The sequence below is a fragment of the Bacillus sp. FSL P4-0334 genome (assembly GCF_038004825.1).
GTDB lineage: Bacteria > Bacillota > Bacilli > Bacillales > Bacillaceae > Bacillus > Bacillus velezensis.
The window spans coordinates 3,229,588-3,251,357 of record NZ_JBBORX010000001.1; the positions used below are offsets into that span (position 1 = coordinate 3,229,588).

15 protein-coding genes and 1 tRNA gene are annotated in these 21,770 nt (G+C 46.0%); 4 read left to right on the forward strand and 12 right to left on the reverse strand.

Annotated features, from left to right (window positions below; translation table 11 throughout):
- Positions 1-241 precede the first annotated feature (241 nt).
- The 3 genes from dacB to NSQ37_RS16160 all read right to left on the reverse strand — a co-directional run bounded on the left by dacB (position 242) and on the right by NSQ37_RS16160 (position 4,208).
- On the reverse strand, positions 242-1,717 hold the full coding sequence (dacB, locus tag NSQ37_RS16150) for a D-alanyl-D-alanine carboxypeptidase/D-alanyl-D-alanine endopeptidase (RefSeq protein ID WP_025284824.1): 1,476 nt from the start codon (positions 1,715-1,717) through the stop codon (positions 242-244).
- An 18-nt stretch (positions 1,718-1,735) separates the two neighbouring features.
- A complete protein-coding gene (locus tag NSQ37_RS16155) occupies positions 1,736-2,704 on the reverse strand; it encodes an aldose 1-epimerase (RefSeq protein ID WP_015239977.1) in 969 nt (322 codons plus the stop codon).
- A gap of 115 nt (positions 2,705-2,819) precedes the next feature.
- On the reverse strand, positions 2,820-4,208 hold the full coding sequence (locus NSQ37_RS16160; RefSeq protein WP_007407362.1) for an MATE family efflux transporter: 1,389 nt from the start codon (positions 4,206-4,208) through the stop codon (positions 2,820-2,822).
- 228 nt (positions 4,209-4,436) lie between these two features.
- On the opposite strand from NSQ37_RS16160, the gene NSQ37_RS16165 reads away from it, so the two are divergent.
- Positions 4,437-4,979 carry an IseA DL-endopeptidase inhibitor family protein gene (locus NSQ37_RS16165; protein WP_099566789.1) on the forward strand — a complete coding sequence of 181 codons (543 nt, stop codon included), beginning with the start codon at positions 4,437-4,439 and terminating at the stop codon, positions 4,977-4,979.
- A gap of 145 nt (positions 4,980-5,124) precedes the next feature.
- Here the strand turns inward: NSQ37_RS16165 and NSQ37_RS16170 are convergent.
- The 3 genes from NSQ37_RS16170 to NSQ37_RS16180 all read right to left on the reverse strand — a co-directional run bounded on the left by NSQ37_RS16170 (position 5,125) and on the right by NSQ37_RS16180 (position 6,330).
- A tRNA-Arg gene (locus NSQ37_RS16170) sits at positions 5,125-5,197 on the reverse strand.
- Between the two features lie 42 nt (positions 5,198-5,239).
- A complete protein-coding gene (locus NSQ37_RS16175) occupies positions 5,240-5,785 on the reverse strand; it encodes a site-specific integrase (RefSeq protein ID WP_003153850.1) in 546 nt (181 codons plus the stop codon).
- Between the two features lie 314 nt (positions 5,786-6,099).
- The gene (locus NSQ37_RS16180) at positions 6,100-6,330 is read right to left on the reverse strand and encodes an excisionase family DNA-binding protein (RefSeq protein WP_003153848.1); all 231 of its coding nucleotides are present in this window, start codon (positions 6,328-6,330) and stop codon (positions 6,100-6,102) included.
- Positions 6,331-6,573: 243 nt separating this feature from the next.
- Between NSQ37_RS16180 and ggt the strand changes: the two genes are divergently transcribed.
- Positions 6,574-8,349: a gamma-glutamyltransferase gene (gene ggt / locus NSQ37_RS16185; protein WP_326365264.1), complete on the forward strand. Its 1,776-nt coding sequence runs from the start codon at positions 6,574-6,576 to the stop codon at positions 8,347-8,349.
- A 46-nt stretch (positions 8,350-8,395) separates the two neighbouring features.
- Here the strand turns inward: ggt and NSQ37_RS16190 are convergent, their stop codons facing one another.
- The 4 genes from NSQ37_RS16190 to NSQ37_RS16205 all read right to left on the reverse strand — a co-directional run bounded on the left by NSQ37_RS16190 (position 8,396) and on the right by NSQ37_RS16205 (position 13,233).
- Positions 8,396-9,571, reverse strand: coding sequence for an MFS transporter (locus NSQ37_RS16190; RefSeq protein ID WP_007407356.1), 1,176 nt, complete (start codon positions 9,569-9,571; stop codon positions 8,396-8,398).
- A 143-nt stretch (positions 9,572-9,714) separates the two neighbouring features.
- On the reverse strand, positions 9,715-10,017 hold the full coding sequence (locus NSQ37_RS16195; RefSeq protein ID WP_003153841.1) for an ArsR/SmtB family transcription factor: 303 nt from the start codon (positions 10,015-10,017) through the stop codon (positions 9,715-9,717).
- A gap of 46 nt (positions 10,018-10,063) precedes the next feature.
- The gene (gene thrS, locus NSQ37_RS16200) at positions 10,064-11,983 is read right to left on the reverse strand and encodes a threonine--tRNA ligase (RefSeq protein WP_326365265.1); all 1,920 of its coding nucleotides are present in this window, start codon (positions 11,981-11,983) and stop codon (positions 10,064-10,066) included.
- Positions 11,984-12,366: 383 nt separating this feature from the next.
- The gene (locus NSQ37_RS16205; RefSeq protein WP_015239982.1) at positions 12,367-13,233 is read right to left on the reverse strand and encodes a LysR family transcriptional regulator; all 867 of its coding nucleotides are present in this window, start codon (positions 13,231-13,233) and stop codon (positions 12,367-12,369) included.
- A gap of 118 nt (positions 13,234-13,351) precedes the next feature.
- On the opposite strand from NSQ37_RS16205, the gene NSQ37_RS16210 reads away from it, so the two are divergent.
- Positions 13,352-14,332, forward strand: a complete 981-nt coding sequence (locus NSQ37_RS16210; protein WP_015239983.1) for a zinc-binding dehydrogenase — start codon at positions 13,352-13,354, stop codon at positions 14,330-14,332.
- Positions 14,333-14,655: 323 nt separating this feature from the next.
- Here the strand turns inward: NSQ37_RS16210 and gltD are convergent, their stop codons facing one another.
- Both gltD and gltB read right to left on the reverse strand, forming a co-directional pair.
- Complete coding sequence (gene gltD / locus NSQ37_RS16215) at positions 14,656-16,137, reverse strand: glutamate synthase small subunit (RefSeq protein WP_012117713.1); 1,482 nt, start codon at positions 16,135-16,137, stop codon at positions 14,656-14,658.
- A 16-nt stretch (positions 16,138-16,153) separates the two neighbouring features.
- On the reverse strand, positions 16,154-20,713 hold the full coding sequence (gltB, locus tag NSQ37_RS16220) for a glutamate synthase large subunit (RefSeq protein ID WP_253612924.1): 4,560 nt from the start codon (positions 20,711-20,713) through the stop codon (positions 16,154-16,156).
- A 145-nt stretch (positions 20,714-20,858) separates the two neighbouring features.
- Between gltB and NSQ37_RS16225 the strand changes: the two genes are divergently transcribed.
- The gene (locus tag NSQ37_RS16225; RefSeq protein ID WP_082998582.1) at positions 20,859-21,761 is read left to right on the forward strand and encodes a LysR family transcriptional regulator; all 903 of its coding nucleotides are present in this window, start codon (positions 20,859-20,861) and stop codon (positions 21,759-21,761) included.
- Positions 21,762-21,770 lie beyond the last annotated feature (9 nt).

Here is a 21,770-nt window from a genome sequence, read left to right on the forward strand (position 1 = left end):
GTTCTTAAACACTATAATAAGGAATAAAATGTATAATTAATTGCGCTTTTAAAAAGGTTTTCCTCCCGAAAAGAAGTTTTATGTTAAAAAATGAATAATCGGTGAACATGTAAGAAAGCGGTATGTAAAAAAAAAGGAAGGATATTGCCGATATTACTTTTTGAAAAGATTGATTCATAATCGCAATATAATGTTTTACAGACATCAAAAAAAGCCGAATCCTCTAAGGATTCGGCCCTTCTTATTGATTTGCCAGCACGACTGCGATTTTGTCTTCAATGTCTTTTCCGTCATCTTCGTCAAGCAGCCCGTTTTGAAGCACGGAAAAAATAAGCGTATCTCCTGTTTTTGTGTCTGCATAGCCGGCAATCGAACTGACTGATGTTAGTGACCCGGTTTTCGCTTTAATTTTGCCTTCTGCCGGAGTATTCTTCAGCCGGTTCCGAAGGGTTCCTCCCGTCATTCTGTCGCTTGCACCGGCGACAGGGAGCGAACGAAGGAAAGCCGGGTACCACTTTTCTTTCTGAACCGCATACAAAAGCTCTCCGATTTGGCCGGCGGATACGCCGTTAATATGAGAAACGCCGGATCCGTCTCTTGCAATCAATTCATCCGGATTCAGCCCGAACGATTTGAGTTCCGATTTCATCACGTCCAAGCCCTTTTCCCAGCTGCCCTCCCCTTTTTTCACTTTTCCCATTTCCTTGATCAGAATTTCGGCGTGTCCGTTGTTGCTCAGTTTCATAAACGGGATCAATAATTCTGAAAGAGGCATGGATGTCCGTGATGTGACGAGCTGGGTGCGGTGCGGCATTCGCCCTGTTCTGATTTTCCCTTTTACAGTTATACCCTGTTTAGTAAGCGCTTGTTTCCATAAATCTAAAGCATAGGACGACGGATCCCACACTGCCGCCCATTCTCTTGCCTGTGCCGAGCCGGCAGGTATGGTTCCCTTTATCGTAATCACATTGCCGCCGTGCTCCCGTTCAACCGTCAAATCTTTCTTTTCATCAGAAGCGACGGTTTTCACTTCATTTTTCACACGAACGACGTCCGTATGGGGAGAAATCGAAATGCGCGGCTTTTTACCGGGCTGTTTCGCCGGGCTGATTTCCGCAATCACCGTTCCGGTATCATAATCCTCATTTGGTGAAGCGGTAAGAGCTGATACTTGCGCGCCATAATATTGGCCTTCATCACTCCACGGAAGATCAACTGAATACCTGGTATCGTCATACCACGAATCATCCCCGACCAGATCTCCTTTAATGACTTGGATGCCCCTGGCTTTGACCTGTTTAGCCATCTTCTCAAAATCAGAAGCCAATAGGGTCGGATCACCTTTTCCCCTGAGATAAAGGTTTCCGCGCAGCTGTTTTCCTTTTACGGCGCCGTCTGCCCGTACTTCTGTCTTAAAGGTATAATCTTCTCCGAGAACGGAAAGCGCCGCAGATGCCGTCAGCAGCTTCATCAGTGATGCAGGCCTCAGCCGCATATCTTCCCGGCTGCCGAACAGCACCTCCCCTGTTTTTGCTGACCGGACACTGACGCCCGCTGAAGCTCCCTTTAAAGCAGGTTCTTCATCCAGAATGTGTTCCAGCTCTTTTTGCAAAGTATTTTTTTGTTCAGCCGCCTTAGCCGCATCATCAATATAAGGAACTGCGGCAATGATCAAAAGCAGAATCACCGCGCTCAAGCGTTTCACATATGTTTTCAATGTTATCCCGCCTCTTTCCTATTCTTCGTCATGCAAAATGGTGATCCTGGATGACGAAGCCGCTTCTTCGCCCGGTTTCAGAATCTGAAGCCCTGTCAGTGATGCAGGCTGATTCAGATTAAATGCATCTGTAACGGAAGTATAAGGCTCAAGACTGACAAACCCCTGCTTTCCGTCACCGTTATATACCACCCAATGCTTGAAAGACGTGTCTGCTTGATACAAAACGGATAATTGCTCATCCGGATGATAAATAACAGCTTCATTATTGCCGCCATTCCGTCCGGAAGAAAGAAAAACATCGTCAAACTGTTTATTTTTCAAAGACATCCCATGACGGAACGCTTCTTTATCAGGCACATCCAATAAACGGCCCGTCGGCACGAAACGTTCATTTAATTCCCACATGCGGTCAGCCGTCAAAAATAGACGGGATCGCTCTTCATTGAAAACAAAAGTTGAATGATAGCCGAGCCCCCAAGGAAAAGCCTCCGTTCCCTTATTCATAATCAGCGCCCGCTGCGTAAACACATTGTCTTTTAATGTATAGGTCATCCGGACAATGACATCGTGCGGAAATTGTTTATGAACACGGGGAATCTTTGAAAGATCAATTTCTGTTTCGACTTTCATTCCATCCCCCTCTTCTTTCGCTGCCGCCGCTTTCCAATGCTGATTGTGAAGAAAGCCGTGAATATGATTATGTTTATCCTCTTCGTTTATCTCGAATTGATACGCGCGGCCGTCAAAACGAAACGTCCCGTCCGTAATCCGGTTCGGCGGGAATAAAACGGGAATGCCGTACAGCATCGGTTTTTTGCGGAATTGCTCCGCAGTTTCCGGTTCTCTCAGAAGCCGCATACCGGTTCTTTTATCCCGAAGCGATATGACATTTGATCCCCACTCCGGCACAATGATGCATTCAGCCTGATCAGTCTCCGCTTTTATGGCTGAAACCCCTAAATAAGTCGTATGTTCAATCGTCATAAGCACCTGCCCTTTCCTTGTTTTCTAGCATGTATAGGAATTCCATTTTCTAAACTCATTTTCCTTCTCTAAAAAAAACATCGCCCGTATGAACTGAGCGATGTGCGGTAAAACCTTATTGAATCAATCGGGTAATCTGTTTTTTCTTCCATACAAACCGGTAATATCCGTATTGCAGCAGCAGGCTGACGACAAAAGCCGCCGGATAACCGACCCAAATGCCGAGAATGCCGAGATTCGTATAATGAGAAAGAATAAAGGCCACAGGCACTTCAATTCCCCAAATCGCAAAAATACTGATAATCGTCGGCCATAACACCGTACCGCTCGCCCGCATCGTTGCTGAAACGATCTGAGCGTGACCGAAAATCAAATAACTCCAAAGGGTAATCATAATCAGATTGCGGGCAATGTGGAGCGTGTCCTGATCTGTTAAAAACAAAGCAAGTATCTGCCGGGAGAAGGTATAAATCAGCACAATCAAAACCCCGCCGATCAAATAATTCAGGCCGATGCCGACTTTGATGACCTGTTTCAGCCGGCCGAATTGATTGGCGCCAATGGATTGGGCGGCAAAAATGGAAACGGCGATACCGAGGCTTACCGCCGGCATCTGCACATAACTCGCCACTTGGTTGACGACCCCGTAAGCAGCCGTCGCGTTTGATCCGTAATGATTGACAAATGAAATGACCGCAATTTCAGAAAGTGACACGAGAATCATATTGATGCTCGACGGAATACCGAGACGGAGTAAAAGCGCGAGCAGCTTTTTGTCCATTTTAAGAGAACGGAGCGCAGTCCGGTCAAATGCCAATGGATGTTTCCTTTTCCGCAAATAAACCATGAGTACGATAAATGTCACGATGTTTGAAATCACGGTTGCATACGCCGAACCGTAAATGCCGAACTTCGGAAGTCCGAAAAGCCCGAGAATCAATAAGGGCAAGAGCCCGATGTTTATGACTGTACTGACGATTAACGTATAAAACGGAGTCTTTGAATCTCCCGTTCCGCGTAAAAATGTCGTATACGCAAAATATAAAAACATCAGCGGCATTGCGCAAAACAAAATGCGCGCATATCGGACACTGACATCTATTACGTTTTCCGGCGTTCCCATCAGCCGCAGAATATCAAGCGTAAACACACTGCCGACAACTGCCAGAACAACACCGAGCATAAAGGTAAAAGTCAGTGTAGTGCCGACAATCGCCTTCATCCTCTCTTCGTTTTTCGCGCCGTAAGCCTGCCCGATCAGAATGGAACTTCCTGAACCGATTCCGATCGTAAAGGAGATCAGCAGAAAAAACAGCGGAAAAAAAGACGATACAGCGGCAAGCGCATCGACTCCGAGCCACCTTCCGACAAATACCATTCCGACCAATTGGCCGACAGATTGCAATACATTGCTTAAAAGCAGCGGCACTAAAAACAGTGACATCGATCGCCAGACTGACTGGCCGCGGCCTTCCGCTGTTTCTAAATGATCTTGTACTTCCATATGTAGGACTCCTTTTTTGATTTTCTTCCATTTTATTATTCAGCAGACAGCTTGTAAAAACCTTTTGTTCAATGAAACTCTTTATCTTTTTCTCACGTCTTACATGGAAATAAACCATAAAAATAAAAAGTCCGGAAAATATTTCTGAAAAGGTATTGTAATCTTACCGTAATTATTGTAACATTTGTAACATAAGAGAAAGAGATTGATTGAAGGAGAGATTATATCATGAAAAAATGGCTATTATTCCTCACTACTATTACATTGATTCTGTCATTGGGCACTGCGGCGACTGCAAAAAATGCACCTAATGACCTTACACAAAAACAAGCACTTCAGCTGGCCCTGTCAGCGAGAGAACATTTCTGGAATACAATGAGCGGCGGTGCGCTTAAATCAAACGCAAATTGCTCATCTGAACCGTTTGAATATCAAAATCTGCAATATGTATTTATGTGCAAAGACCTCGGAACAAAAGCGAAAGCCGTAAAATATCTGACACCCGCTTTTACAAAGCAAGCGATTGACAAAGGGCTCAAAGATTACCACTTCACTGTAAAAGACGGCAAATTGGCTGTTCCGGTCGGCGACGGAGATAACCTCCTGAATTGGAAAAAAGCAAAAATGACCCTTCTTTCTAAAAAAGGAAGCGTCCAAACATACCGCTTCACTGTACCCACTCTTGACGGTTCTCTGTCAGCAAAACGCGATGTTACATTCGTAAAAGAAAACAACGTTTGGAAAGTCAATCAATTTGATGCTGTCATATAAGAAAAAGCCCGCTTGCTTACAGCGGGCTTTTTTCACATCATTTCCACCAGGTTTTCACAAAATATTCAACTCAAAACCCCCTTGTATAACAAGGGGGTTTTTGTTTTACCGACATTATTAAGCTGCGCCTATCTCATACAAAAAACGCTCTAGGAGAGATTCGAACTCCCGACCTGCAGTTTAGGAAACTGCTGCACTATCCGCTGTGCTACTAGAGCCTGCTTCTATTATAGTAACGCTGGCGGCCGTTTTTTTCAAGTCTACAGCCCTCCGAACACTTTATAGGCGGCTCTCGTCGTATCTTCATCTATTCCGATATAACGCATTGTAATAGACGGAGAAGAATGATTCAAAATCCTCTGCAGTTCAGCAATGTCTTTTGTCCTCTGATAAAAATGATACCCGAACGTCTTTCTAAGCGTATGCGTCCCGATTTCCTCCAATCCGCAAGCGGCAGCCGCTTCCTTTAATATTCTGTATGCCTGAATCCGGGATATGGGCTTATTCGTCCGTTTCGATTTAAACAAATAGTCATCCTCTTTCATGTCTTTTGTATAAGCGTATATGTCGGCCTTTAAAGACTCCAGTATCAGAATTTTTCTTTTCTTTCTCGTTTTGCTTTCGGTTGCCCACACATGGTCTTTGTTCCTGACATCCCTCACGCGAAGCGGCAGAACATCAGAAATCCGCAGTGCGCTGTTCATGCCAAAAATAAATAAAAAATAATCACGATCACTTTTCTTCATTAAATACTGTTTGACTTCCTGGATCTTCTCCAAACTTCGGATCGGCTGTACGATATGCATCAAAAAACCCCTTATAATAGTAAAGTAACATATTGAGCTTTATGTTACTATTATAGACGAAACCCGTTGAATGATAAAGGATAAAGGGTCTTATGTAACATAATATACATAGTGTTACATAAGGTGAATCAGATACGCAGTTTCAACAAATTCCTCAAAAACATCATTTTCAGCCCAGTGACGAGATTTTAAACAAATAGAGACCCAAGGCATTAAAAAATGAAAACAACGGCCTTAAAATGAAATCTGAGCATCCGTTTTTTTGTGAGCAACCGAAAAAAATGCAAAAAAAAGACACAATATGAAATTGTGTCCTAGTCTTCATCTTTTACATCAATGTCTTCAGGAAGCGGCTCATTTAAAAACTCTTGAATCATTTCCTTATATTTTTCCAGCTGTTCGAGATGGGTTTGAAATTGTTCCTTGTTGATTAAATATTGCTGCCCGTCATGGACGGCCCTTATTTTATTCGTCAAAACAAGATTGTGCACATATTCTTCAGGAAGACTGGTAAACTCCGCTGTCTCTTTGATCGTTAAATACATGGCTCACGTTCCTTTCATATGTCATGTGAGTGAATTCTGTTTTGTTTATTGTAGCTTATTTTTTGTCTTTATGCTTGTTTCACAGCTTTTTCAGTCCGGTTTCCCATTTAGCCTATTTGCGACTGATTACATTCACACAGAAACTCCGGCTTTTTACGCACCGGACTATTCCGTTTGTCACTTGTGAAAACAGCACATTTTACTTACTCTATAATTGTAAGCGGAAAACAAAGGAGGCAGACTATGAAAAAGAAAAAGTTTATGAATCTCTGTTTTATCGTTCTGCTCAGTACGTTGCTCGCGGCCGGAAGCATCCCTTATCACGCTCAGGCTAAGAAACACCCGTTTTCCTATGACGACTACAAACAGGTAGATGTCGGCAAAGACGGCATGGTTGCCACCGCCCATCCTCTCGCTTCGCAAATCGGTGCAGACGTGCTGAAAAAAGGCGGCAATGCAATTGACGCCGCGGTTGCCATTCAATTCGCATTAAACGTAACTGAACCGATGATGTCGGGAATCGGCGGCGGCGGATTTATGATGGTTTATGATGCGAAGACGAAAGACACCACCATTATCGACAGCCGGGAACGCGCACCGGCAGGCGCAACACCGGATATGTTCCTTGACGAAAACGGCAAAGCCATCCCTTTCTCCGAACGCGTTACGAAAGGGACTGCAGTCGGTGTTCCGGGAACATTAAAAGGACTTGAAAAAGCGCTCGACAAATGGGGCACACGCTCCATGAAACAACTCATCACCCCTTCCATTAAACTTGCCTCAAAAGGCTTTCCGATCGATTCGGTTTTAGCTGATGCCATCTCAGATTATAAAGACAAATTATCACACACTGCTGCAAAAGACGTGTTTCTTCCGGACGGAGAACCTCTGAAAGAAGGAGACACACTCATCCAAAAAGACTTAGCCAAAACATTTACAGCTATTAAGTACAAAGGCACAAAAGCATTCTATGACGGAGCATTCTCCAAAAAGCTTGCGGAAACAGTGCAGGAATTCGGCGGCTCAATGACAGAAAAAGATATTAAAAACTTCAATGTGACGATTGACGAACCGATCTGGGGAGATTACCAGGGCTATCATATCGCAACTGCTCCTCCTCCAAGCTCGGGCGGTGTTTTCCTGTTGCAAATGCTGAACCTCCTGGATGATTTTAAGCTTTCTCAATATGATATCCGTTCTTGGCAAAAATATCAGCTTCTCGCAGAAACGATGCATTTGGCTTATGCTGACCGCGCCGCATTTGCCGGGGATCCAGAATTCGTCAACGTCCCTCTCAAAGGCCTCTTGAATCCAGATTATATCAATGCCCGCAGACAGCTGATAGATATTGATAAAGTCAATAAAAAACCGAAAGCCGGCGACCCTTGGGCCTATCAGGAAGGTTCTGCAAACTATAAACAAGTGGAGCAGCCGACTGACAAACAAGAAGGCCAAACGACTCACTTCACGGTAACTGATCGCTTCGGCAATGTCGTATCTTATACGACAACGATTGAACAGCTGTTCGGTTCCGGCATTATGGTTCCCGGATACGGCGTTGTGTTGAATAATGAGTTAACAGACTTCGATGCGGTGCCTGGCGGCGCAAATGAAGTGCAGCCGAATAAACGTCCACTCAGCAGCATGACTCCGACTATTTTATTCAAAAATAACGAACCTGTCCTGACTGTCGGCTCCCCCGGCGGAGCAACGATTATTTCTTCCGTCCTGCAAACGATCCTGAACAAAGTTGAGTACGGCATGGATCTGAAAGCGGCGGTCGAAGAGCCGAGAATTTACACAAACAGCATGACATCCTATCGATATGAAAAAGGAGTGCCGGAAGAAACCCGCACAAAACTGAACGAAATGGGGCATAAATTCGGCAGCAGCCCGGTTGATATCGGTAATGTGCAAAGCATCCTGATTGACCGTGAAAACGGCACCTTCACCGGAGTTGCCGACTCAAGCCGAAACGGAGCCGCAATCGGCGTAAACTTGAAAAAACATACAAAATAACAAGATAAAAAGCCTCGTTTCTCAAGCTGAGAAACGAGGCTTTTGTTTATTCTGCACTGTATTCAGATGAGGTTTTTTCAGACGTTAATGACGCAAGCGAAAGCACACCGCACATCGCGATGACAACACCCGCTGATCCGATCCATGTCACTGATGCAAGAGACAGATGAGTGACAACAATGCCCCCGATGCCCGCCCCGGCCGCCATAGCCAGCTGCATGACAGACTGGTTGAGGCCAAGTAATACACCCGATGATTCAGGCTCCATCGTTGCCAAATGATACTGCTGAGCAGGCCCAGATGACCAGGCGGCGAAGGACCAAAAAATAAGCACTGCCGCCGCTCCGAAAGCAGAATGTGTGACAAACGGCAATAACATGAGCATGATAGCATGAAGCGCCATTCCGCCGGTTAATGTCATACGCGCCCCCCATTTGTCTGCGCTGAAACCGCCTGCTTTAGAACCGGCAAGACTTGCAACACCGAAAATAAGCAGCAATGTACTCAGTATTCCGCTGCCGATATGAGTGACGTTCAGTAAATACGGAGAAAGGTACGTATACGCAACCGAATAGCCTCCGAGCCAAAAAAACGTAATGGCCAGCCCGACAGCCACCTTTCGTTTCTTCAAAAGAGAAAATTGCTGAATGAGCGGCACCGGTTTATCTCCTTTTATCTCAGGCAACGCGAAACGTATAATAAGCATGGCAATGATTCCGATTGCCGCAATTCCGGCAAAAACCACCTTCCAGCCAAAAGCTTCAGACACGGTTCTTCCGATCGGAACACCGATAATGAGCGCCGCCGTAAACCCCATAATGACGGTTGCGAGAGAACTTGCCTGTTTTCCCGGGGGAGCGATTTTTGCTGCGATCGTAAGCGCGGTGACCACCACGGTTCCTGCTCCAAGCGCCATGATCACCCGCGCTCCCGCAAATAAGCCGAATCCCTGCACAAGGAAAGAAATGATATTCCCGATAACAAACAGCCCAAGAGCATAGATCATAAGCTTCCTTCTATCCAGTTTTGCTGTAAGGGCCATCATGACAGGTGTTCCGATTGCATAAACAAGTGAAAAAATCGTAATCAGCTGCCCTGCCGCTGCCACAGTAACTCCCAAGGAACCTGCAATTTTATCAAGCATCCCTGATATCACATATTCAGACGTCCCCACTAAAAAACTGATAATTGCCAAAATGTAAATCTTCCAGGTATTTTGCACCTGACACACTCCTTCATTGATGATTTATATAAAGATATATTGTGATATATCGATATAAAGAGTTGAACAAACAGAAACAAATCGCAATATGTCGATGTGTAGTCGGAAAAAGAAACTGAATCCCTCTTCTAAAGGATTCAGCCCTACATTTCGCGCTGAAAATAATCGGCCATCGCCTTTATCGCGTCTTCATCTCTTTTATAATAGGTGTATTTGCCAATCCGTTTTGTTTGGATAAGGCCCGCCCGCTGAAGGATGGAAAGATATTGAGACGCCGTTGACTGTGTCATCTGAAGCTTATCGGTGATCTGGCTGACACATACTCCGATCTCATTCATATCAATGCCATCATGCGGGGCGAAGTGACGGTCCGGCTCTTTCAGCCATTGCAAAATCTCAAGCCGTGACTCATTAGACAACGCTTTAAAAACATCAATAGGTTTCATACGCTTTATTATATCGTGATTTTACGATATGTCAATATTGTTTTTATTAAATCTCTATTTTTTGTTTTGCCTCTCTTATGATCCGGGAAATAAAATCACTCACATTCTCTTCAAATGTGTCTTCCCGCCCGTATTGCCTTACATGTACAGATTGATGGCGGCACTCTCGATCTCCCACAACAGCAATATACGGTATTTTTTTCATTTGTGCTTCTCTGATTTTATAGCCGAGTTTTTCATCGCGCTGATCAAGCTCAGCCCGGATACCCGCTTTCTTCATTTGCCGGTGCACCTGTTCTGCGCAGTCCCGGTGTGCGGTGTTTGATACTGGGATGATTTTTGCCTGTACCGGTGCAAGCCATAAAGGGAACGCTCCCCCGAAATGTTCTGTAATGATTCCGAGAAATCTGTCGAGAGATCCGAATACCGCCCGGTGAATGACAACAGGACGGACTTTTTGGTTTTTTTCATCAATATATGTTAAATCAAATTTCTCCGGCATTTGAAAATCCAGTTGGACAGTGGCGCATTGATGGCTCCGGTTCAGCGCATCTTTTATATGAATATCAATTTTCGGTCCGTAAAATGCACCATCTCCCCGATTAAACCGAAAACGATATCCCTGTTCTTTTAATACTTTTTCTAATGCGCTCTCAGCCCTGTCCCACAAGTGTTCGCTTCCCATGTAATCTTCCGGTCTTGTTGACAGCTCAATATCATAGGAAAAACCAAATGCGGTGTACACCTCGTGAATAAGCTGCAGCGCCGAAGCGATCTCACTCTCGATTTGATCCTGCGTTACAAAAATGTGTGCGTCATCCTGGCAAAAAGATCTGACGCGGAGCAGGCCATTAAGCGCCCCGCTGAATTCGTGACGGTGCACCTGACCGAACTCAGCCATCCGAATCGGAAGATCACGATAAGAACGAAGCTTTTCTTTAAATATGAGCATGTGGCCGGGGCAGTTCATCGGCTTTAACGCGAAGCGCTGATGATCGGCTTCTGAGAAATACATATTCTCTTTATAATGTTCCCAGTGACCGGATTGCTCCCAAAGACGCTGGTTCATCATCATAGGGGTGCGCACTTCCTGATAATGATAGGCATCCTGCTTTGAACGCAGAAATGATTCAAGCGTGTTTCGGATAAACTGACCGTTCGGCAGATAAAAAGGCATACCCGGCGCTTCTTCCGAAAACATAAAAAGTTGTAACTCCGCTCCCAATTTCCGATGATTTCTCATCTCCGCCTCTTTCAACAGCTGAAAATGTCTGTTCAGCTCCTTTTCTGAGGAAAATGCTTTTCCATAGATACGCTGGAGCATTTTTTGGTTGCTGTCGCCGCGCCAATAAGCCCCTGATACATGAGTGAGCGAAAAAGCTTTTATCTGTCCGGCAGACGCCAAGTGCGGACCCCGGCATAAATCAATGAATTCGCTCTGGCGGTATATACTGATTGTATCAGTCTGCGGAATACCGGCTAAGAGCTCAAGCTTCAGCGGTTCATGAGCAAACAGCTGCTCTGCCTCTTCTCTGGAGATTTCTTCTCTGATAATTTCCGGATTTTCCGAAATGATTCGGTTCATCTCTTTTTCAATGACGGCCAGGTCTTTTTCAGTAATTGTTTCATCCATATCAAAATCATAATAAAAGCCATTTTCAATAACGGGTCCGATCCCTAAACAAACCTTCGGATACAGACGTTTTACCGCTTGCGCCAATACGTGTGCTGCTGTGTGTCTCATCACTTCCAGTCCCGCTTCAGACTGAAAACTGCACAGTTCAATCGCCGCGTCAATCTGAATGCTTCTTCTAAGGTCAAATAACGATCCGTTTATCTTTCCGGCGGCAGATGCCTTTTTCAGACTCGGACTGATTGATTGTGCGATCTCTTCTAACGTAACGCCTTTCCGGTATTTTTTTTGTTTCCCATCAGGAAAAGTAATCACAATGTGTGGCTCCTTCACGGTCTGATCTCTCCTTTATTTTTAATAAAATAAAAAACACACTCATCCCAAAGCTAGGGACGAGTGTGTGTCAGACCCGCGGTTCCACCCAAATTCCCGCCACTTCAAGTGACGGCTCATTTTTGCCGTAACGCGGCTATACGGTATCGGCTGCTTTCGTTCACCAATACAGCTCAAAAGGCGGTAAGCTCATTCTTCGTGCCGGGAAGGTCTCAGCCGTGCCTTCCCTCTCTGTATGGCCGGTTAAAATGTCTCATGTCCTTATCATTGCAGATACTTTATCCGAAAAACTTTCTTTTATTATACATAAATTTTCCGAAAAAGAAAGTTTTTTTAAGAAAAACCAGAACGAAAAAATTGGCGTACACAGCTGTCCTGTTTTCTCATCTTCCGTTCGGTAATGCTTTTAATCCATTCAGCAGTTCTTCAAACGCCGATGTCAAAAATAAATCACTCCGGTAGATGAATGATATATTCATATCCCGAAACTGTTCAGGAAGCTCATGAAGAAAAAGATTTTTCCTGTTTTGAAAATAACGGACGGCTGATGTAGGCAGAAAGGAAACCCCCATCCCCGCCTGCACCGCCCCAATAATGGCTTCCAACGTACCGAATTCAATGATTTTATGTGCGGGTACTGCTTCTTCTTTCAGTATGTTTTTTATTTTGCGGCGGTGCGAACAGCCCGTGGCAAAATACAGAATCGGCTCTCGCAACAAGTCTTGCAAACTGCCTTCCCGCTTATTTGAAGCCAAGACCAATTCTTCTTGAAATACAGCGACTTGTTCAAGATCTTCGTATTCGACCGGACCATAAACAAAAGCGCCGTCCAGCTCATAGTGTAAGACGCGCTGCACTAAGGTATGTGTATCACCGGTTGACAGAGACAGCTGTACTTTCGGGCAGCGGCTGCAATACTCTGTGAAAAATTGAGGGAGATGGACGGCTGCCGCCGTTTCAAGAGAACCGATTCGAAGCGGGCCGTTCGGATCGCCTGCCTCTTGCGCCGTTTTTTGCGCCTCATGCAGCAATTGAAGGATTCTGTCTGCGTCTTTCAATAAGTTTTCACCTGCGGGCGTCAGCGTCATGCCCCGATTTGTGCGGTAAAAAAGCTGTGTTTGCAATTGCCGTTCCAGCTGCTGAATCCTGTTTGTCACATTTGATTGAACATAATGCAGGCTTTCTGCCGCCTTTGAAATACTTCCTTTGCGGGCGACAGCCTGAAAAATCTTTAAGTCTCCGCTTTCCATGTAAGGGCACCTTCTTGCTATGAATTTTATTGATAGCGGGCTATCAATTTTCATTTATTTACTGCAGCTGATACAGCCTGTAAAATCTTTCTCATCAATCATAAAGGAGAGAAGAATGATGAATGCCCTTATCATACACGAAAATGGCTTTGATTTCAGGCAGGCACCTGACAAAAGGCCGGGAAACGGCGAAGTAAAAATAAAGCTGAAAACAGCCGGATTAAACCATCGTGATTTGTTTTTAATGAAAAACCACGAAACCGGAAACCATGAATTTACTCTCGGTTCAGACGGCGCGGGAATCGTAACCGAAATAGGACACGGCGTCCGGTCTCATTTACTGCATGCAGAAGTCATCATCAACCCGGTGCTGAATTGGAAGACTGTTGAGGACGTACCGGCCGTCCCTGACATTTTAGGCGGTCCGAGCGACGGAACATTTTCACCTTATGTCATCGTTCCTGAGGAAAATGCCGTTTTAAAACCCGAACACCTGACTTGGGAGGAAGCGGGCGTGCTGCCGTTATCAGCATTAACCGCTTATCGCGCCTTATTTACAAAAGGACAATTAAAAAAAGGCGAACATCTTATCCTTCCGGGCATCGGAAGCGGCGTGGCAACATACGCCTTATTAATGGCAAAAGCTATCGGAGCGACAGTCAGCGTCACCTCCCGCAGTGAAAACAAAAAACAAACCGCACTGTCATACGGTGCAGACCGGGCGATTGACAGCTACGGTGACTGGAATGAGGCGCTGAATGGCGAAAAAGCAGATATCATACTTGACGGTGTAGGCCCCGCCTTATTTCAACACTATCTTGACATTATGAAACCGAATGGCCGGATCGTAACATTCGGCGCCAGTTCAGGCGATCAGCTCGGATTTCCTATTCGCTCGCTGTTTTTTCCGCAGATTCATATTCTCGGTACATCAATGGGAAGCAATGAGGAATTTGCGGATATGCTGGAATTGGTAAACCGCTGCGGCATCCGTCCCATTATCGACCGCATGTACCCTCTCAGTGAAGCAGCTGCCGCTTTTAACAGAATGCGGGAAGGACGGCAGTTCGGCAATATCAGCTTACGTTTGGATGTCTAAAAAAGAGGAGCGGACCCGTCCGTTTGCTTATTTGTTTATAAGCGTTTCCGCTTGAAATTCAATATGTTTTTCTTCATCAATTAAAATCTGCCCGCAAATCGACTGCATACACACAGAGCCCGTCAGCAGCACCGTGGTCGACTGCTCAAGGCTTGCAAATCGTCTCAGTCTGCGGAAGAAAACAATCTCTCCACTCTGTAAAACAAAATTCCATATATTATCTTCCACGTTACCTTTATATGACCAATAAAGGAAGAAGGAGGTTTCATTTCAATACGAAAAACCGGCTGATCCCAGCCGGTTTTATAAATAAACCCCTTTATTTACGGTAAAACAGTGCTCCCCATTAAATAACTGTCGACTTCGCGCGCTGCTTCCCGGCCTTCATTAATCGCCCATACAATCAGGCTTTGGCCCCTTCTCGCATCCCCTGCGGCGAAAACACCGTCAACATTCGTTTTATAATCCCCATATGCCGCCTGAATTTTATGATTTGCCGAATCGACACCGAACTGTTTCAATAATGGCTGTTCCGTCCCTTCAAAACCGATGGCGATGAACACCAGCTGAGCAGGCCATACTTTTTCTGTCCCGGGCAGTTCATGAAATTCATACTTTCCGAATTCGTTTCTGACTTTTTCCATTTGAATGGTGTGAATCTCTTGTAAGCGGCCCTGCTTATCGGCCACCATTTTTGTCGTCTGAATTGAATATTCTCTCGGGTCTTTGCCGAACTTTGCCTGCGCTTCTTCATAGGCGTATTCAAGGGTAAAGACGTGCGGCTGTTCAGGCCACATATTGTCGTTCGTGCGCGTTTGAGGAAGTTTAGGATGTTTCCCGAACTGGTGCACGCTGCGCGCTTTTTGGCGCAGCGCGGTTGCCACGCAGTCAGCTCCTGTGTCTCCTCCGCCGATTACGATGACGTCTTTCCCTTTAGCGTCTATATATTGTTTGTCTTTAAAGTTGGAATCTAAATAGCTTTTCGTCGCCAGTGTTAAATAGTCCATCGCATAATGGACGCCTTTTGCTTCCCGGCCTTCAATCAGCAGATTGCGCTGCTTTTGGGCGCCTGTGCACAAAATGACGGCATCAAATTGATCTTTCAGCTCATCTGCCGTTATGTCAACGCCGATTTCGGTATTTGTTACAAAATCTATACCTTCCTGCGTCAAAAGTTTAATACGGCGTTCGACGACACTTTTCTCAAGCTTCATGCTCGGAATGCCGTACATCAGCAGACCGCCGGCTCTGTCGGCACGCTCATAGACCGTTACGGAATGACCGGCTTGGTTCAGCTGATCAGCGCTTGCCAGACCTGCCGGGCCTGAACCGACGACAGCGACTTTTTTACCTGTGCGTTTCGCTGGAATTCTCGGCTGAATCCATCCGTTCTCAAAACCTTTGTCAATGATCGTCCGCTCGATGTTTTTAATTGAAACAGCCGGATCTGAAATAGCCAGCGTACAAGATCCTTCACAAGGAGCGGGACAGACCCGCCCTGTGAATTCAGGAAAGTTATTCGTTTTCAGAAGGCGCTCCAAGGCTTCTTTCCAGCGCCCCCGATAGACGAGGTCATTCCACTCCGGTATCAGATTATAAATCGGGCAGCCGGACGTAAAACCGTTGATATCAGCGCCGATTTGGCAAAACGGTGTGCCGCAATCCATACACCGCGCCCCCTGCCGCTTTGACGCTTCATCTGAAAATGGAGCCGAATACTCTTTCCAATCCTTTAAGCGAGTGAGAGGGTCCCGCTCAGCCGGTTTTTCTCGTTTTTCTTCCATGAATCCAGTTGGTTTCCCCATGTTCCTCTCCCCTTTCTTACTGTACTACCGCTTGTTTATGGACTTTGGCAGGCGTTTGGTGAACCTTTGTATTGGCTTCAAAAGCATACATAATTGCGTCTTCTTCTGATAAACCCGCCGCTTTTTGTTCTTCGATGCTGAGGAGCATTTGTTTATAGTTTTTCGGAATGACTTTGATAAAGGTTTCTGCGGCTTTTTCCCAATTGTCCAGAAGATCTGCGGCTTTTTTGCTGTTTGTCAGCGCCGCATGCCGTTTGACCATTTCTTGCACTTCTTTGATCTCCGCCTCATCCATCAGCTTTTCAAATGAAATCATTTCCATGTTGCATTTGCGTTTAAATGCTTTGGCATCATCACTCAGGACGTATGCGATACCGCCTGACATTCCCGCCCCGAAGTTTTTGCCGACTTCGCCGAGGACGACAACCCGGCCGCCTGTCATGTATTCACAGCCGTGGTCTCCGATACCTTCTACAACGACATTGACTCCGCTGTTACGGACTGCAAAACGTTCACCTGCGCGCCCGTTAATGTACGCTTCCCCGCTTGTTGCTCCGTAAAATGCGACGTTCCCGATAATAACGTTATCGTGCGTTTCACAATTGAAGGCATCAGGCGCTTTCACGATGATTTTTCCGCCTGAAAGCCCTTTGCCTACGTAGTCATTTGAATCCCCGTTCAAATGAAGCGTCATCCCTTTAGGGACAAATGCTCCGAAACTCTGTCCGGCTGATCCGGTAAAATGAAGTCTGATCGTATCATCCGGCAGGCCTTCCGCTCCGTAGCGTTTAGAAATTTCACTTCCCGTCACGGTCCCGGCTACGCGATTTGTATTATTGATCTTGATTTCAGCTTCCGCTTCCTGACCGGCTTCAATTGCAGCCTGCACCGCCGGAAGAATAACCGTCATATCAAGCGACTCGTCGATTTTATGGTTTTGCGCCGTACGGAAAGTGCGTACGCCTTCAGGCTGGTACAGCAGTGTGGATAAATCAAGCTGGCCCGCTTTCCAATGCGCTTTCGCACGTTCACTGACATGTAGAACGTCTGTCCGTCCGATCATTTCATCAAGCGTCTTAAAGCCTAACTGCGCCATATATTCACGCACTTCTTCTGCGACAAACAGCATGTAATTTACGATATGGTCAGGATCGCCCATGAATTTTTTGCGGAGCTCCGGGTTTTGCGTCGCGACACCTACAGGACATGTATCTAAATGGCAGGCGCGCATCATGACGCAGCCGAGAACGACAAGCGGCGCTGTAGCAAAGCCGAATTCCTCCGCACCGAGCAAGGCGGCCATTACGACATCTCGGCCTGTCATCAGCTTACCGTCCGTTTCCAATACCACGCGATCCCGTAAACCGTTCAGCATCAGCGTTTGGTGAGCTTCTGCAAGACCAAGCTCCCACGGAAGACCCGTATGTTTAATACTTGTTTTCGGTGACGCGCCCGTTCCGCCATCGTAGCCGCTGATGACGATGACATCCGCAGTGCCTTTTGCCACACCGGCCGCAATCGTGCCGACGCCGGCTTTTGACACGAGCTTGACGCTGATTCGCGCGCTTCGATTTGCATTTTTCAAATCATGAATCAGCTGCGCCAAATCTTCAATTGAATAAATATCATGGTGAGGAGGCGGTGAGATCAGCCCTACACCTGGTGTAGAACCGCGGACATCCGCGACCCAAGGATATACCTTGTTGCCCGGAAGCTGACCGCCTTCTCCCGGCTTCGCCCCTTGCGCCATTTTGATCTGCAATTCATCCGCATTGACGAGATAATGGCTCTTTACGCCGAAACGGCCGGAAGCAATCTGTTTAATCGCACTTCTTCTGTCGTCGCCATTTTCATCCGGAACGAAACGTTTCGGGTCCTCGCCGCCTTCTCCGCTGTTGCTTTTTCCGCCAAGCCTGTTCATCGCTATCGCTAAAGCCTCATGGGCTTCCTTGCTTAATGAACCGAATGACATCGCTCCTGTTTTAAAACGTTTCACGATGGAAGCAGCTGATTCAACTTCCTCTAATTTTAAAGGCTTGCGGTCTTCTTTGAAGGCGAACAGATTGCGTAAAAATCCGATTCGTTCTTCATCCGCTGCATGAGAATACTGCTTAAACAGGCTGTAATCATTTTTGCGGCAGGCCCATTGCAGCGTATGGATGGTTTTCGGGTTGAAAGCGTGGTGCTCTCCTCCGTTCCGCCATTGGAATTCACTTCCCGGATCAAGGGTTTGGCTGTAATCATCCTTGTACGCCGCTTGATGGCGCTGTTTCGCTTCTTGCGCAATCGTCTCGATATCGATTCCGCCAAGCTGAGATGCAGTACCGGTAAAGTATTTGGCGATAACGTCTTCACCGATGCCGACCGCTTCAAAAATTTGGGCGCCCCTGTAACTTTGCACAGTTGAAATCCCCATTTTTGACATCACTTTCACGACGCCTTCTGTTACGCTCTTTCCGTATTTGCTGACAGCTTCTTCATACGGAATATCAAGCCGGCCTTCATCGATTTCCTGCTTATACGTAGCGTAAGTCAAATACGGATTGACAGCATCTGCACCATACCCGATGAGAGCCGCAAAGTGATGAACTTCACGCGCTTCCCCGGATTCAACGATAATGCTTGCTTTTGTTCGCAGGCCTTGACGGATCAAATGCTGATGCAGCGCACTGACGGCCAAAAGCGGCGGAATCGGCGTCAATTCCTTACTCATTGCCCTGTCAGATAAAATTAACAGAGATACGCCTTCCTTGATCGCTTTTTCCGCCTGCTGAAACAAATCCTTCAGGCCTTTTTCTAGGTCATCGGAAAACAGCGTGCGGATGTTCTGGCTCTTAATGTCAGGATGCACAAGTGTTTTCAGCGCATAAAACTGTTCGTTTGATAATACAGGAGTATACAATTTTATGCGGCGTGCATTTCTTTCACTCGGATGCAGCAGATCGCCTTCAGCTCCAAGCCAGGTCACCGTAGAGGTCACAAGCTGCTCGCGGATCGCATCAATCGGCGGGTTTGTGACTTGCGCGAACAGCTGTTTAAAGTAATGAAACAGTGATTGGGCGCGGTCGGATAAAACGGCGAGCGGCGAATCATTTCCCATAGAGCCGAGCGGGTCCTTGCCTTCTTTAATAACAGGAATTAAATACTTCTGAATATCTTCATACGTATAGCCAAACGCTTTTTGACGGACGAGAAGATCATCGAATTGTTCCTCTTCCCGGATTTCCGGGTCAGGATTCACTTGAACCAATTCTTCTTCAAGCCATTTTTGATAAGGGAATTCATTGGCAATTTCTGTTTTCACTTCTTCATCTGAAATAATCCGGCCTTCTTCTAAGTCAATGAGCAGCATTTTTCCGGGCTCCAGACGTTTTTTATGAAGAATGGTCTCCTGCTCTACTTCAATAACGCCGACCTCAGATGAGAAAATAATATGGTCATCTTTTGTCACATAGTAACGTGCCGGACGCAAGCCGTTACGGTCAAGGATGGCGCCGATCTGTTTTCCGTCCGTAAACGAAATGGCGGTCGGCCCGTCCCACGGCTCCATTAAAGAGCTGTGATATTCATAAAAAGCCCGTTTCGCTTTAGACATGTGAGTGTTTTCCGTCCATGGTTCCGGAATCAGCATCATTGCCGTATGTGCCGGTTTCCGCCCTGCCATCACGAAAAATTCAAACGCATTATCAAGAATGGATGAGTCACTGCCCTCAGCATTTAGAATCGGCAGCACTTTGTGAAGATCGTCTCCGAAGCTTTCTGAAACGAACTGCTGCTCCCTCGCTCTCATCCAATTGATATTGCCCCGGAGCGTATTGATTTCTCCGTTATGAATCAGATAGCGGTTCGGATGGGCACGTTCCCAAGTAGGAAAGGTATTTGTGCTGAACCTTGAATGCACGAGTGAAAATGCAGATACGAAGGTTTCATCCTGCAAATCCAAATAAAAAGCGTCAACCTGCTCAGGCGTTAACAACCCTTTATAAACAATAGTCTGGCTTGACAAGCTTGCGAAGTAAAAATCAAGCTGTTCTTGAACGCCCCAATTTTCCGCCTGCTTCCGGATGACATACAGTTTGCGTTCAAAAGCAAGGCTGTCTTTCAAATCGTTTGCGGCGCCGATGAATACTTGACGCACATATGGGCAAGTGCCTTGTGCCACTGTTCCGATTTTTCCGACATTTACAGGGACGGTTCTCCAGCCGAGAACGATCTGTCCTTCCTGCTCAATGAATGCATTCACCTGTTTTTCGATCTTTTTTCTTTCCTCTTCATTTTGCGAGAAAAAGACCATTCCTACCCCGTAACGGCCTTTTTCCGGCAGTCTCATTTCTCCGCACTCTTTCTTAAAAAAAGCATCAGGGATCTGAACCATCAGGCCGGCGCCGTCACCCGTATTCGGATCACTGCCCTGTCCTCCTCTGTGATCCAGCTGGCAAAGCATCTTCAGTCCTTTTTTGACAATGTCATGTGAAGGTTTCCCTTTTAAATGGGCATACAAGCCGATTCCGCATGCATCGTGCTCAAATTCCGGACGGTAGAGACCTTGTGCTTTCGGCATTTGATTGTAAGTCATAATTCCTCTCCCCCGATCAGTTTCCGTTAATTATCGGTCATAAAATCTGACAACTTTAAATTAATTGTAAGTTTTCAAAACAATATAAACAATATATAATTTAGATCAAATACATCTCAAAATGAGATAGATAGGTGTGAACGCAATGGAATTACGCCAGCTTCGGTATTTTGTGGAGGTAGCAGAACGGGAACATGTGTCAGAAGCGGCTGATCATCTGCATGTCGCACAATCCGCCATCAGCAGGCAGATTGCAAATCTTGAAGAAGAGCTGCAAGTCACTTTATTTGAACGGGAAGGCAGAAATATTAAATTAACGCCGATCGGCAAACAATTTTTAGAACATATTAAAACGGCGATGAAAGCAATTGATTACGCGAAGGAACAAATCGATGAATATCTTGATCCGAATCGCGGAACCGTCAAAATAGGATTTCCGACGAGCCTTGCAAGCCAGCTTTTGCCGACGGTGATTTCGGCGTTTAAAGAGGAATACCCGAACGTTGAGTTTTTGCTCCGCCAGGGTTCTTATAAGTTTTTAATCGAAGCGGTAAGAAACAGGGATATAGATGCGGCGCTGCTCGGCCCCGTTCCGACGGAATTCCCCGACATAACAGGCAATATCTTATTCACGGAAAAGATTTACGCGCTTGTTCCGCTGCATCATCCGCTTGCCAAACAGAAAAATATTCATTTAATTGATCTGCGCGGCGACCAATTTGTTTTATTTCCTGAAGGGTTTATTCTCCGTAACATGGCGATTGACGCTTGCAGACAGGCCGGCTTTGCGCCGCTTGTATCGACGGAAGGCGAGGATTTAGATGCCATTAAAGGATTAGTCTCCGCGGGGATGGGAGTTACTTTATTACCTGAAAGCACCTTTGCAGAAACCACACCCCGGTTCACGGTCAAAATTCCGATTGAATTTCCTCAAGTGAAGCGCACCGTAGGCATTATTAAACCAAAAGGAAGGGAACTGGCTCCGTCTGCAAATGATTTCTATCATTTTGTCATTCAATTTTTCTCCAAACTTGAACAATATCAATAAAAAACAAAC